This window comes from Leptospira brenneri, from assembly GCF_002812125.1.
GTDB lineage: Bacteria > Spirochaetota > Leptospiria > Leptospirales > Leptospiraceae > Leptospira_A > Leptospira_A brenneri.
Genome location: NZ_NPDQ01000001.1, coordinates 103,247 through 116,512, shown reverse-complemented (window position 1 = coordinate 116,512; position 13,266 = coordinate 103,247). Strand labels below are relative to the sequence as shown.

At 35.7% G+C, this 13,266-nt stretch carries 14 protein-coding genes; 9 read left to right on the top strand and 5 right to left on the bottom strand.

The genetic code is table 11. The annotated features are described in order from the left end of the window. Positions 1 to 2 precede the first annotated feature (2 nt). Both CH361_RS00590 and CH361_RS00585 read left to right on the top strand, forming a co-directional pair. Positions 3 to 1,016 carry a tRNA dihydrouridine synthase gene (locus CH361_RS00590; RefSeq protein WP_100788895.1) on the top strand — a complete coding sequence of 338 codons (1,014 nt, stop codon included), beginning with the start codon at positions 3 to 5 and terminating at the stop codon, positions 1,014 to 1,016. Between the two features lie 11 nt (positions 1,017 to 1,027). After that, positions 1,028 to 1,411: a PilZ domain-containing protein gene (locus tag CH361_RS00585; RefSeq protein WP_100788894.1), complete on the top strand. Its 384-nt coding sequence runs from the start codon at positions 1,028 to 1,030 to the stop codon at positions 1,409 to 1,411. 73 nt (positions 1,412 to 1,484) lie between these two features. On the opposite strand, the gene CH361_RS00580 is transcribed toward CH361_RS00585, so the two are convergent. Then, positions 1,485 to 2,066 (bottom strand): lipoprotein LipL21, encoded by a 582-nt coding sequence (locus tag CH361_RS00580; RefSeq protein WP_100788893.1) that lies wholly within the window; start codon positions 2,064 to 2,066, stop codon positions 1,485 to 1,487. Positions 2,067 to 2,195: 129 nt separating this feature from the next. On the opposite strand from CH361_RS00580, the gene CH361_RS00575 reads away from it, so the two are divergent. Further along, the gene (locus CH361_RS00575; RefSeq protein ID WP_100788892.1) at positions 2,196 to 3,773 is read left to right on the top strand and encodes an LIC10012 family protein; all 1,578 of its coding nucleotides are present in this window, start codon (positions 2,196 to 2,198) and stop codon (positions 3,771 to 3,773) included. Beyond that, positions 3,754 to 4,641: a helix-turn-helix domain-containing protein gene (locus CH361_RS00570; protein WP_100788891.1), complete on the top strand. Its 888-nt coding sequence runs from the start codon at positions 3,754 to 3,756 to the stop codon at positions 4,639 to 4,641. Before CH361_RS00575 ends, CH361_RS00570 begins: the two co-directional genes overlap by 20 nt. On the opposite strand, the gene holA is transcribed toward CH361_RS00570, so the two are convergent. Continuing rightward, positions 4,620 to 5,729: a DNA polymerase III subunit delta gene (gene holA, locus CH361_RS00565; RefSeq protein WP_100788890.1), complete on the bottom strand. Its 1,110-nt coding sequence runs from the start codon at positions 5,727 to 5,729 to the stop codon at positions 4,620 to 4,622. The genes CH361_RS00570 and holA overlap by 22 nt on opposite strands. A gap of 51 nt (positions 5,730 to 5,780) precedes the next feature. Here holA and CH361_RS00560 point away from each other — a divergent pair, with 51 nt between their 5' ends. After that, a complete protein-coding gene (locus tag CH361_RS00560) occupies positions 5,781 to 6,011 on the top strand; it encodes a hypothetical protein (RefSeq protein WP_100788889.1) in 231 nt (76 codons plus the stop codon). On the opposite strand, the gene CH361_RS00555 is transcribed toward CH361_RS00560, so the two are convergent. Continuing rightward, a complete protein-coding gene (locus tag CH361_RS00555) occupies positions 5,995 to 6,570 on the bottom strand; it encodes a Maf family protein (protein ID WP_100788888.1) in 576 nt (191 codons plus the stop codon). The genes CH361_RS00560 and CH361_RS00555 overlap by 17 nt on opposite strands. Positions 6,571 to 6,609: 39 nt before the next feature. On the opposite strand from CH361_RS00555, the gene CH361_RS00550 reads away from it, so the two are divergent. From CH361_RS00550 to CH361_RS00540, 3 genes are read left to right on the top strand one after another with little or no spacing between them, the layout of a single operon-like run. Then, positions 6,610 to 6,852 (top strand): hypothetical protein, encoded by a 243-nt coding sequence (locus CH361_RS00550; protein ID WP_208861357.1) that lies wholly within the window; start codon positions 6,610 to 6,612, stop codon positions 6,850 to 6,852. Then, the gene (locus tag CH361_RS00545; RefSeq protein ID WP_100788887.1) at positions 6,849 to 7,586 is read left to right on the top strand and encodes an SDR family NAD(P)-dependent oxidoreductase; all 738 of its coding nucleotides are present in this window, start codon (positions 6,849 to 6,851) and stop codon (positions 7,584 to 7,586) included. Before CH361_RS00550 ends, CH361_RS00545 begins: the two co-directional genes overlap by 4 nt. 15 nt (positions 7,587 to 7,601) lie before the next feature. Further along, positions 7,602 to 8,228, top strand: a complete 627-nt coding sequence (locus tag CH361_RS00540) for an L-threonylcarbamoyladenylate synthase (RefSeq protein ID WP_100788886.1) — start codon at positions 7,602 to 7,604, stop codon at positions 8,226 to 8,228. Positions 8,229 to 8,297: 69 nt separating this feature from the next. On the opposite strand, the gene CH361_RS00535 is transcribed toward CH361_RS00540, so the two are convergent. Continuing rightward, positions 8,298 to 9,386, bottom strand: coding sequence for a CapA family protein (locus CH361_RS00535; RefSeq protein WP_100788885.1), 1,089 nt, complete (start codon positions 9,384 to 9,386; stop codon positions 8,298 to 8,300). Between CH361_RS00535 and CH361_RS00530 the strand changes: the two genes are divergently transcribed. Next, the gene (locus tag CH361_RS00530; protein WP_208861355.1) at positions 9,346 to 11,052 is read left to right on the top strand and encodes an alkaline phosphatase family protein; all 1,707 of its coding nucleotides are present in this window, start codon (positions 9,346 to 9,348) and stop codon (positions 11,050 to 11,052) included. The two genes, CH361_RS00535 and CH361_RS00530, sit on opposite strands and share 41 nt — an antisense overlap. A 20-nt stretch (positions 11,053 to 11,072) precedes the next feature. Here the strand turns inward: CH361_RS00530 and CH361_RS00525 are convergent, their stop codons facing one another. Then, positions 11,073 to 13,265 carry a ribonuclease R family protein gene (locus CH361_RS00525; RefSeq protein ID WP_100788884.1) on the bottom strand — a complete coding sequence of 731 codons (2,193 nt, stop codon included), beginning with the start codon at positions 13,263 to 13,265 and terminating at the stop codon, positions 11,073 to 11,075. Position 13,266 lies beyond the last annotated feature (1 nt).

Below are 13,266 nucleotides of genomic sequence, written 5' to 3'. Positions count from 1 at the left end.
GTATGATTACCATCGGGAATGTAACAATCAAAGGTGACGTTGTTCTTTCTCCGATGGCTGGTATTTCCGACAGCCCGTATAGACAAATTACAAGACGGTTTGGTTCTGCCTTTGCTTATACAGAATTTGTCTCCACAGAACAGTTGTTAATGGGAAATACAAAATCCCTGGATATGTTTCGTTATTTGGAAAAAGAGAGACCTATTTTTTTTCAAATCTTTGGTTCCGATTTAGATACGGTTGTGAATGCATCAGAAATTGCTGCTTCCAAAAATCCTGATGTGATCGATCTGAATATGGGATGTTCTGTGGCCAAAGTTTCGCATCACGGCTCAGGAGCAGGTCTTTTGCGAAATGTTCGTTTGGCAGGCGAAATGATCGAAGGAATCCGCAAAAAAACAGGTCTACCGGTTACTGCCAAGATTCGTCTCGGATGGGATGCTAATTCCTTAAACTACTTAGAAACAGTCAAAGTATTAGAAGGATCAGGTGTATCGGCAATTTCGGTTCATGGCAGAACAAAAGCAATGGCATATACTGGATTTGCCGATTGGAATGCGATTGGCGAGATTAAATCCAAGGCTACTGTTCCTATCTTTGGAAATGGAGATGTGGCAAGTTTTTCTGAAGCAATGGTTAAGAAAAAAAAGTATGGGGTCGACCTTGTTCTTATTGGTCGCAAGGCCATTGGAAACCCATGGATTTTCTCGGAAACACCAAAGGAAAAAATTTCTTGGAGAGAGATCAAAGAAATCATTCTCGAACATTTAAATTTGATGTTAGATTTTTATCCGTCTGAAGATGATTATGCTTTGATACTTTTTCGGAAACATTTTATACGATATATAGAAAATACTGGTTTCCCTGAAGAAATCAAAAGAGAATTATTATCCATTACAAATGTGAATCAATTTATAGATAGATTAGAATCTGTGCAGATAGATTCTAAATTTTTGGAAACAAGCGAAATAAAAAACGAGAATATCAACTGTGAAACGTTTGTTAGTCTCGTATAAAGGAAGTTAAAATGGCAGATTCAAAACAGTCGATATTTTCCGATAGTTATAGTAAATACGGTGGAGTGAAACAAAAACGAAAAGATGCACGTGTGAAGTTAGATGTACCTTGCACTGTAGAACTCGTAAAATCAAAAAACACACCTGTGACTGGACATCTTTCTGATTTAGGAACAGGGGGACTAGCTTTTCAAACAACTGCTATTTTTTATGAAGGGGACCAAGTAAAGATTCAATTTTCGCTCCACCAAAATCCATTAGAAATTATTGGAACGGTTCATCGAACGGCAGGAAAAACAACTTCAGTGATCTTTAAACCTTTAGCTGCAGCAGAACATAAAGTAGTTCAAGAATTCATTCATAAACATTACTTTGATCCTAAGTTAAAAAAGTAAATTTGTCATTAGGACAAAAAAAAGCCCCCTGAAAAAGGAGGCTTTTTTTGAAGTTAAAGTTTAAACAGTCAGATTACTGAGCTGCAGTTGCTTTTGCTTCAAGAGCTTTTTGTCCACCCGCATAACGCAAGTATCCAACACACTGACATTCTTCCCAAGTCTCAGGTTCGCCAACATTTGCACAAATTCCTGTATCGTTGTTAAGTGAGCAGCAGTCATAAACTCCAACTCCTTTGATGATACCTTTTGATTCAGAAACAATTACGGAACCTGTGGATTGACCATCAGATACACCTGAAGCTTGTTCTAAGTATTCACCTAAGATTTTTTTCAAACCATCACCAGCAACTTGAAGACGAGCTGCTTCACGGCAAGTGGATTGTTTCATAGCAACTGAGTTAGCTTTGATTGCTTTGTCAGAAGCACGTGCAGAAAATTTCATGTAAAGATAATCGAATTCTTTCTCTTTCCCTTTGCAATATTCAGCAGGGCTTTCACCACGTTTTGCAGCAGCTGCATCAGGTGCACAAGCCCAACCTTCAAAAATCCAACCATTTTTACCTACGGTCGTAGCGTCTCTTCTGCCTCCATCATTGGATCCGCAAGATACAACAAATGCGATTAGAGAGGCACATACGATAAGCGATTTCTTCATAAAGAATCTACTCCTTTTCGGAAGAATTTGATCCCATAAAAACCCCTTGTCAATCTTTTCTCAAAGAAAACGAAGGATGATTGTAGGATAAAGATTTACATTTTCTCTCAGTGGACCGATTTTAATTTTATGTCTCGCCGACCATTCCGAATTCCCTATTTATGGGTTCTCCTTATATTTGCGTTCTTTCCCGAATTTATTTTTGCGAAAGAAATTTCTATCCTACCTGCTTATATTTCTGGCGAAGTTCCAGCGGTTCTAGGAACAAGGCGTGAGGCTGGATTTGAGTTGTCCCGCCTTTCACGACACTACCTAAAAAGAAATTTTTTTACTGAAATCACAGACCCAAAGGTTGTAGAAAATTTATTAAATGAATCAGAGTGGAACGAAGAGGGCGAACTAAAAGACCAAGATTTGTATTCTTATTGTAATGAATGGGATTCGCATTTTGTAGTACAGGACCAAATTGATTTCGGAAATCCAATTCTTGTAAAAACAATTATTTTCAATTGTAAAAATCAAACGAGACAAACAATCCAATCAAAACTTATTTCAAACTTTGTTTTGGCTTATGAAAAACATAATGAAAAAAGTTTCCGATTTTTGCCACCAAGGTTTTACGAAAAGAAAAACAAAGTAGCTCCTAATTATGAAATCAATGTTTTCATAGATATTAATTCTTCTTATGCTTACTACAAAAAAGATGTTTTAAAGAGCCTTAACTCTTTGTATGACCAAGATGGTTTGTTTTTAGGTGTGACTCTTATCAAAAAAGATAAAACCATTACGATCCCACCAACAAAAGATCATATTGAAATTAAAAAGTTAATGGAAGAGACCGGTTGGCAAGGTAACAACCAATCGGAATCAATTGTATCCGCTTTGCAAGGATTAAGATCAAAAATTGCTTCCGGAAAAAAAGAATCCAGAAAACTATTTTTACTTCTTTCTCCTAACACTAAAGACAAATCTGGGTCGATCATTATGGCGCTTAATGATCTAAGGCATATGGAAATTGAACCAGTGTTGTTGGTTCCTAACCATTCAGAACTGACAACGATTAGAGAATTACAACGTATTGGAAAAGCAAGTAATAGTCGAGTGGTAGGAATTACAGAATACCAGAAGATCGGTACTTCAGAAGGATATGAATACCTTTACCTAAATCAGTTTAATGTTTATTCCTCGATAGATGAGTTAGCAATGCCTTTCAATTGGAACCAGAACCAAGTTAAAAAATACGATGCATCCCTAGTGCGTGCAGCTGTGGATGTAATTACACCGTATAATCTTTATCTTGCTTATGAAAAGATTTCTGACAAACGTGTTTTGGAAAAAGAAGAAATCAAAACAGATTTGGAATATATATTACGAACAGAATCGAATACTGATCAAACGGAAAAAGATAGATTTCAAACGGTTCTTGTTGAATCAAAAGGCGAAGCTATTTGGATTCAACTACCTTATGATGTAGTCGTGACCAAGGGAAAAGAATATTTGATCCAAACTACATTTGTTTTAGATCCTCTCTCAACTTGGGGGGTTAAAAATGCACCGGCGGAGACAAACCTTCTAAAGATCAATACTACATATCCTAAAACATTAATGGTGAAACCTTCCCAGGCTAAAAAGTTTTTAGATATGAATAAGATTAGAGAGTTCAACGGTTATCTACAAGGGACAGTGAGTGTCATTAAAAAGAAATAAATCCGCTGTAGAATGGATTTGTAGCGGATCCGATATACAAAAGATTCGCAACCAATGGATAGAAACTTCCAACTCTCATTTACCAATGTTAATCATTGGGGAAAGAGGTGTTGGAAAAAGTTTTTGGATCCAAAGAAGTTTAGAACAAAGAAACGTCTCTCCAAATTCTATAATCAGTTTGGATTTTTCTTATCCGCTTTCACTTATTGATTCCTTAGAAAAAATTAAATCTTCAAAACAAATTGTTACCATATTAATTGATCGAATTACAAAGGCAAAACCTGAAGAGGTGTTGTTATTACAACAATGGTGGAAATCAGAAAAATACGAAGAAAAATCAAAAATATATTTATACTGGGAAATTCATTCTGATGAACTTGAAATTCTAAATCAAAAGAATGTGTATTCCGAGTTTTATGATCAATTAAAGTCTTTTCGTTTTGAACTTCCAAATTTTAAAAAAAGAATTTCTGAATTACCACAGTTTGTTTCTCAATTTATAGAAGAAGCAAATACAGAACTCGGTAAAAAGATTACGAACATTGAGGAAGATTTTTTTATCTTCTTTAAGAATAAAACATTTATTAGAAATCTTTCCGAATTACGAGATACGATCTTTGCGTTGGTTGGTTTCTCTTCTGGAAAACAACTACATTGGAAACAGATTCCGACTCATTTTTTTGATAACCAACTAAGTGAATTAGAGGTTAAACCCGGAATCAGTTTGGAAACTTATGAAAAAGAAATCATCAAGGCAAATTTGATTTATACAAAAGGAAATAGAGAAAAGGCCGCCAAGTTACTTGGCATTTCTGAAAGAAATTTGTATCGCAAATTACACGAATATCATTTGGAAGACCTTTCTTGAAGTAAGGAAAAGAGGTGCATAATTTTTTGTAAAAAATAATTTCTCCCTTCTTCATCCCGAAGACCTGATTTAAATTTGATATTCATTTCAATCACTTGGTCATAAAACAGATCTAATACTTTATCTGTAAATAAAGCAGAATCAGATATCAATTGCCTTCTCACAAAATTTTTTCTAGCATCAGAATAACTTCCGGTTTTTAAAAGTTCATCCATAATGGGTATGGGAACTTCGCCGTTGTGGCGCGCTCGAATGACTTTGATTTTACGAATTTCATCGAGTTTATAACTGAGTCTGGTTAAAAAACTGAGTATTTCAGAGTTTTGGTCGTTGAACTTTGTGAACTCTTTAAAAAAATCTATTTTTCGTTTTTGAACCAAAGTCTCTACAAGAACATTGGTATTCAGTTCATTTTGACTGAATAAAACAGAATTTACATCATCAATTGTGAATTTAGAACGATGGAGGTATTGTTTTAATTTTTTTACACTCTTAAGATATGCTCCCACATTTGCTGGAATTCGATGAATGAATTCATCTGCAGCATTTGGTTCAAAATGAACCTGCTCTTGGTCACAAACTTCTTTAAATACTTTTGGATAATCGCTCGGATAAAGAAACTTTGTTTTATAATAGTTTAAGGTTCCTTGAAAGAGTTGGACCAAACTTTGAGGGATGTCTTTTCCATCGTAATGAATTAAAAGAAATATTTCATCAGATACTGAAGTAATATTTTTGCGAAATCCGGATGCAAAGTCTTTCCATTCTTGTGTCGCTTTAGTATCCAGGATTGGTTTAAAAAGGGCGGCGGCCTGTTTCACAATGATTAACTTTCTTGGATAAAACATATCCGGAGTGAATAATTCTGCAAAAAGTTTTGCCTGTTCTCCAGATTCGGAAACAATCAAAATGATTTCATAAGCCCCTGATGATTTTGAAAGTGCTTCTTTGTAATGTTCGATGATCAGTTCAAACTCATAGGAGTCTTCACCAGAATAGGCAAAAAATTGAGGAAGGGTACTAGTCTGGGTTTTGAATAGTTGGAAAAGAGAGCTAAATTCTCTAGCTTGTGATTTTTTTGTTTCCATTTTCCTTAAACCGGTCTAATCTTTCGTTAGGATCGAGGCGATATTCATAGTATGGAAATCTCAAGTAATGTGGCAAGAGTTTCAGGACTAGGCGAACCGTATATGTATGTGTCTCCCGCATACAATACCCAAGCGGTAGAACAGGTGGAAGCGATCCAATCTCGTTCTTACCAGCCGAAGTATGTTTCAGGGGATACCGAAAAAAAAGCAGCCGAAGTCCAAACAAATCCAGAAGCAAAAGCGGCTTACAAACCTGGAAATTTAGTCAGCCTATACGCTTAAAAGACCTTTCCCAGAACGGCAACCACACGGAGGAACGAGCAAAAAAACTTCGAAGTGGAAATCCCATCACATTTGTATATGACCCAATTCGCGTCTGAACGGGTCCATCTTGGTCCTGAATTCCATAGGATCCAGCTTTATCAAAAGGTTTGTATTTTAGAATATAATCTTTGATTTCTAATTCGCTCCAGTTTTTAAATTGGATTACGGTTTCTTCATAAAAAAAATCGATTCCCGTTCCCAAACGGATCCCCGCACCCGAAAAAACCGAATGTTTCTTCCCTGAAAGAGTTTTTAGAATGCGAAAAGCATCTTCCAAATCCACAGGTTTGTGTAAAATTTCTTTCTCAAAAACGACAATGGTGTCGGCAGCCAAATAAAGATTCTTAACATCCCCGTCGGTTCCTAACTTTGAGTGGACCATTCGTTCTAAATAATGCAACGCCGACTCGTGATCGTTTTCAGACTCATCGATGTTTGCTGGTTCGACTTGGAATTGGAATCCAAGGTCGGTAAGGATTTGGATTCGTCTTGGTGAGGTCGATTTGAGTATAAACAAATTCTTGCTATTCCTTACGGGATATTGTTTCTTTTCATAATGATGAGTCCTCGACTTTTGGCTATTTTTTTATGGGCATTCGTTTTTGTTTTTGGATGTAAACGAGGTTATTCGGAAGACATTCAAGATTGTAATCCTGTAGCGGATTACTATGAAAAAGGAACACACTACATAAGAAGAGATTTGGTTCGGGACGATAACACTTTAGATTATAAAAAACTTTTGGAAGACACAAAACCTCAAGCTAGCGATTGTTATCCTTCCAATCACGAGGTAAAATGAGTTTATTTGACGTAAAAGGAAAATCGATTTTAATCACTGGTGCCAGCCGAGGTATCGGTAAAACCTTGGCTCTCGGATTCAGAGATGCAGGTGCCATTGTTTATGGAGCTGGTTCTAGACCAGAATCTATTGAATGGATGTCCAAAGAAGGAATCAACGGAGTGGTTCTGGATGTTCGTAACGAAGGGGCAGCCTATGAAGTCATTGGTCAAATCAAAGCAAAACATGGGAGACTTGATACACTCATCAATAATGCAGGAATTGCAACGAACACTCCGGCTTCTGGATTTAAAGAAGAGGAATTACAAAATATAGTCCAAACAAATTATGTGGGTGTGTTTCGTAACTGCCAGGCATATTATAAACATCATAAAAAGGATGGTGGAAACATTATTAATATTGCTTCGGTTTTAGGAATGGTAGGAAGTAAACTTGCTTCAGTATATTCCGGTACAAAAGGAGCTGTGATCACTTTATCTAAAGCACTCGCGATTGAGTGGTGTAATAATGGTTACCGAGTGAATGTAATCTGCCCTGGACTTATCGATACAGAAATGACCGATATGATCAAAGATAAAGAGTTTATCATGAAACAGGTGCTTGCTGGTATTCCGATGGGACGACTGGGAAAACCAGAAGAATTACTTGGAGCAGCGATTTATTTGGCTTCCGATACTTCTTCTTATATGACAGGACAATGTATTGTTTTAGATGGGGGACTCACGGCTCAGTAGTAGCAGTGAAAGTGTATGATTTTATACCTCCATCCAGAAAATCCAGAAATTCGAAAACTCAAACAGATTTCTGAAAAGTTGAAGGATGGAGCTGTTTATATTTTTCCGACAGACACAGTGTACGCGATTGTTGCCGACTCAAATTCTAAACTAGGAGTGGAAAAAATCTATTCCATTCGAAAACTTCCTAAAGACAAACCACTCTCTCTTATGTGTAAAGATATTTCAATGGCATCCAATTTTATTGAATACTTACCAAATTCGGCCTATCGTTTGATGAAACGAGTGACACCAGGTCCTTTCACTTTTGTCCTCAAAGCCAATAAAAATTTACCAAAACCATCAGTAGTTCATCATAAAGATAAACATATAGGAATTCGTATTCCAGATCATATTTACCTAACTGAACTTTTAAAAATTCACGATTCTCCCCTGACTTCCACTTCTGCATTTTGTGATGATGAGTTTATCATCGATATTGATGATTTAGAATCCATTTACGGAAATCAGGTGGATGGGATTATAGATGGTGGGATTGTAAAAATGGAACTTTCTACTATCTTACAAATCAATGATGATTCGGTTGATTTGATTCGCGAAGGGAAAGGATATGAACTTATCGCTGGCGAAATTTCAAATTAAAAATCTAAATTTTAAATTCTTCAAAAAACTATAGAATACTACTTAAAGTTTTCATTCGAAGAAGATCCATTAAAGGTTTAAACCCGGAATTTTTTTCAAATGTGCCTCGTATTGAAACATTCTTTTTTCTGAATGTTTAGGAATCTTTAACGAGATTTCGTTCCTTTTGTAGATCTGGATGGGAATAATTTTATAACCATGTGAGTACACCCAAACAGGATCGGTTGTGACATTTTTAATTCGTTTTCTATTTTCTGAATCCAATTCTAGTTCGAAGGTAAGGATGATTCCGCCATCGGTATTTTCTCTATTTTGTGCTGATAAAAAATTACCAAGAGAATAAGCAACAAGTTTATCCTCCCAATTTTTCTCTTCTTGGAATCGATCGATTCGTTGTACAACATGTGGATGTCCACCAATGATAATATCAGCACCAGCATCAATTCCGATGTTGACCCATTTCGTCTGGGAATTGTCAGGTTTTTCTTCGTACTCAGATCCGTAGTGATACCAAAGAATTACAAAGTGAATTCCATTTTCTTTTGCAAAACTTACATCTTCCTTAATTTGTTTTTCATTTAACAAACGAACCATTCTATCATTTTTTACAGGAATTCCGTTAGTTGAGTAAGTGTAGTTATAAATGGCAATTTTGATTCCGTTCAGTTCTAAAAAAAAATCTTTTCTCTCTAAATAGTCAGCATTCGTTTTGAAAGTACCGATGGGAACCATTCCATTTTTTATTACGGAATCAATGGTATTGTCGATTCCAAAAGGCCCTTTGTCAGCAGAATGATTGTTAGCTGTTGATAAAATATCAAATCCCGCATTTTTAATTCCTGTTAAATAACCGATTGGTGATCCAAATCTTGGGTAACCAGTAAATTCATTTGGGTCATTTGCAATGGTTGTTTCTAGATTTCCTAATGTTAAATCCGCATCTTGTAACAAATTTGAAACGTATTCGAAACTGCCACTGGAATCATAATCTTTTGTTTTTGGTCGATAATAAGTGGAGATTTGCGAGTTATGGCACATGAGATCTCCAACAACTCGAATTCGCACTTGCCTATTAAAGTAAACATTAGGTAAAGTGTAGCAAGACAGGAAGGAAATCGTGATAAACCAAAAAAATAATAAACGAATAAATATACTCATACTTGGTTTGTTGGTGCTTCTTTTTAATTGTGGTTGGGAAAAGGATTATAAACGAGCTGCATTTTTATCCATGCAGCCCGATACAGATTTAATATTAGCCCCATTTCCATTCAATATTTTTGATAGAGAGGCAAGGGACGCAATCACTCTTTCCCATTATTCAAAGGAAGAGATTAAAAATATTTTAGAAGACCATGATTTGTCTTGGGATGAGTTAAGGGACCAGTGGCAATTAGACGCTGAGGAAGAAAATTTTTCCAAAGAAGTAAATTATACATCTCACTATACACAATATTTTTATGATACTGAAATTCCCATTTGGATTTATGGCCCAAAATGGATCCGTAACGGTCAGTATTCTGATGAAATCAACCAACAACATATCCCATCTATTTATGGAGAAATTTTAGATTTTAAATTTAAAAATTCTATCGATGTAACTTATTTAAAAAAGATATTTCAAAACCAGGTTCAAAAACCAGAAATCATTGTAACAGTTGTGGTAGATCAAGGCGGAAGACAATTATATAAAGCTCACAAAGGTTCTTATCCATTTTTAGAAAATCTGAAAAACAACACTGCTTATTTTAAAAAAGCAAAAGTAGGCCATTTAGAATCACATACAGCTGTAGGCCATATGGCAATCGGTACAGGTGCCTTTCCCAAAGATTCAAAAATTTTCTCCAATGAAATTTATACCTATGTTGATGGGAAGGTTCTTCATAGACCTGTGTACCAAGGTGCCAATAAAGATTGGGATTTGAGTGAATTAGCGGTTCCCAGTTTTTCCGATGAATGGGATCTATTCAAAAATAACGAACCTGTAATTGTTAGTCAGTGTTATGCGGCAAGAGCTGCTGTTGGTATGGCTGGTCATGGAAAACAATTTAATTTAAAGACATCAGATAAAAATCCAATTTTATCAGACGCTGATTATGTGTATTGGCAAGATGTTAAAAATTTATCTTGGTCTTCCTATTCCAATGCCTTTCTTACACCAAAATCTGTACAAAACTATAATCTTTATCAATTCTATGTTGATAACAAAAAACAAATCTCAACACATTTTGAAGCGAAAGATCCTTTAGACTTGATAGCAAAAATTCACCATTTTCAAGGATCTGAATTTCAAGTCAAAATGGACGGGGGATTGTTTCGAGACACCATTACAGAAACCATTTTGAAAACGAATAAAGCTCAAGATGGAATTACAGATCTTGCTTACGTAACCTTAAAAGCAACAGATGCTGTTGGGCATTTGTATGGTTGGGAATCCAAAGAGGCTGAACAGGTTTTAAGAGCTACAGACAAAGAAATAGAAACTATCTTCGAATTTTTAAAAACCAATTTTGGAGATAACTTTATCATGGTGGTTACTGCTGATCATGGTGCAGCCCCTATGCCAGAAATCTCCAATGGTCTATTTCTAAGCCATGAAGAATTTTTTGCTAAGGTAAATGAATTGTTACCAGAAGAGGAGCGTAACAAACATTCTCTTGTGAAATGGGTGGCTCATTCTCAAGTATCATTAAATCGGGATTTAATGAAAACTTTTCAAATTTCGGAAGAAGAGATTATCAAAAAGCTCATGTCGATTCAAATAAATGATCGGCAATTTTTTAGAAAAATTTGGAAACGGGAAGAGATTCCGAATCTATCTTTATAAAATAGATTCGGAAGTTTAGTTTATTTTTTCTTAGTTGTCGGTTCGTCTTTTTTAAAATCAGTCAGTTTTAGAAAGACTTTGATTTCTTCAAAATCAATACGATCAAGACTTACGGATACTGGATCTCCAATAAAAAAGATTTTGGAATATTTTTTAGAATAAAAAGAGAAGTCGTTTTTAATCACAACTTCAAACTCATCCGTAAATTCTGATTTATCCAAAACCCCTTCCAAATTGGAAATGTCCAACTCGACAAAAATTTGTGAAGGCCTAATCCCAACAATAAAACCTTTGAACTCTTTAATTCCAGTAGATTCCAAATACCGAAACGATTTGATTTTGACAATATCTCGTTCAGCATCTGCGGCTCTTCTTTCTTCCTCGGAACAATGAAGACCCATTACTGCAATTTCATTTTCTGAGTAAACTCTCTCTGTTTCCAAAAGAGTCGCTTGCAAAACTCGGTGAACAATTAAATCCGGATAACGTCTGATTGGTGAAGTAAAGTGACAATAGTCTTTAAATCCAAGTCCCCAGTGGCCGAGTGGATCGGCTCCATAGTAAGCTTGCATAAAACTTCGCAACAGTAAATAATTGAAAATTTTTCCTACGGAATTGTCTTCAATTTCTTTTACTGCCTTCATAATCTCTGCATACGTTGTATCTTTGATTTGGATATTGTATCCGTTCAGTTGAAGAAAATGATTTAAGGTTTCTAATTTTTCTTCGTCCATGGCTTCGTGGATACGATGTAAGGAAGGAACTTTTTTCTTTCGTAAAAATTCATCTACTTTCAAATTTGCAGATAACATTAATTCCTCAATTAAGAGGTGGCTTGTTAGGCGTTCTCGGTTTTCAATTCCAACCGGTTCCTTTTGCTGGTTCCAAGTGATTGTTGTCTCTCGTAAATTTAAATCAATTCTTCCAGCTTCCATTCTACGTTTGCGTAAAGCTTCCGTGAATAAAGAAACTTGATACATCCAATTCTTTGGATCTTTGGCTTTGATTTCTTCTTCGGCCATTTCATAAGTGTAACGAGTATTGACTTTGATGACTGATTTGTAAAACTTAGCATTGTATATTTCGCCTGTTTTACTAGCTTCCATTTCAACGGTGAAGGCAAGTCGATTGGTATTCGCAACTAGACTACAGAGACTTTCGGATAGAATGGGTGGTAACATAGGAACCACTCGGTTTGCTAAATATACGGATGTAGCTCTTTCGTAGGCTTCCTTATCTAAGGCAGAACCTTTTTCTACATAGTAAGAAACATCAGCGATATGTATCCATATTCTTAATCTGTTTCCTTCATCAACAAAACTGATGGCATCATCAAAGTCTTTTGCGGTAATTCCATCAATCGTTACAGCATACAGATCACGTAAGTCAGTTCTTTGGTTCCAGTCACTGACAGTTTTTTCAGAAACTTCGTCAGGAAAATCTAAAGGAATAAAATCGGGATGCACCGGATCATAATTGTATTTCATTAAAATCCGTTGTAAGTCGCTGTCTTCTTTGGTATCCGATTCAAATCGAATGAAACTCACATCATATAAATTATCTTGTGGAGGCGCTCCCTCTTTGAATTTTACGATGAGAATATCGTTTATGTTAATCGAATCAAAAGTATCTTTTAAAATGGATTTAACATGAAGAACACCTTCCTTGTTATCTCCCAGCATATCCAAAAAATTTCCAAAAACAAATTTGTTCGTTTTCTCTTTCACCCGCATTCGGTAAAGAACACGGCCTCTTTTGAGGAGATTGGTCACTTCTGCTTCGAGCCGATCTTTTTTTCCAATTCCTAAGGGAATGACTTCTACTTTATCACCAGTGATGGCGGAATTAGTCATCGGTCCAGGGACGAAGATTTCGTTTTTAGAAGGTAGGGAGATAAACCCATCTCCCCTTCTAGAAATTGAGATTCTGCCTGTTAGGCGAAAGGGACTAGCTACAGTTAAGTACTTTTTATTTGGTATTAACAATCCTTCTGCTTCCAACAAATTGATAAGTTGGTCGATAAGGAATTCGATTTCTTTTCTAGGAACTTTTTCCTTTCGTTTAAAGGATTTTACCTTTTTTGTTTTTGGGTCGGGTCGTTTGAATTCACTTGATTCGGTAAATTTTTTTTTGATCTCTTGTCTTGTGATGTCCTTTCCAGACTTTTGATCCAGAAATTCTATGATTTTTCTTTGTATTTTATAGGTATCCATA

Coding starts and splice junctions, on each gene's coding strand:
- CH361_RS00590 (WP_100788895.1), top strand. CDS start 3: ATGATTACCATCGGGAATGTAACAATCAAAGGTGACGTTGTTCTTTCT.
- CH361_RS00585 (WP_100788894.1), top strand. CDS start 1,028: ATGGCAGATTCAAAACAGTCGATATTTTCCGATAGTTATAGTAAATAC.
- CH361_RS00580 (WP_100788893.1), bottom strand. CDS start 2,066: ATGAAGAAATCGCTTATCGTATGTGCCTCTCTAATCGCATTTGTTGTA.
- CH361_RS00575 (WP_100788892.1), top strand. CDS start 2,196: ATGTCTCGCCGACCATTCCGAATTCCCTATTTATGGGTTCTCCTTATA.
- holA (WP_100788890.1), bottom strand. CDS start 5,729: ATGGAAACAAAAAAATCACAAGCTAGAGAATTTAGCTCTCTTTTCCAA.
- CH361_RS00560 (WP_100788889.1), top strand. CDS start 5,781: ATGGAAATCTCAAGTAATGTGGCAAGAGTTTCAGGACTAGGCGAACCG.
- CH361_RS00550 (WP_208861357.1), top strand. CDS start 6,610: ATGATGAGTCCTCGACTTTTGGCTATTTTTTTATGGGCATTCGTTTTT.
- CH361_RS00545 (WP_100788887.1), top strand. CDS start 6,849: ATGAGTTTATTTGACGTAAAAGGAAAATCGATTTTAATCACTGGTGCC.
- CH361_RS00540 (WP_100788886.1), top strand. CDS start 7,602: ATGATTTTATACCTCCATCCAGAAAATCCAGAAATTCGAAAACTCAAA.
- CH361_RS00535 (WP_100788885.1), bottom strand. CDS start 9,386: ATGAGTATATTTATTCGTTTATTATTTTTTTGGTTTATCACGATTTCC.
- CH361_RS00525 (WP_100788884.1), bottom strand. CDS start 13,265: ATGGATACCTATAAAATACAAAGAAAAATCATAGAATTTCTGGATCAA.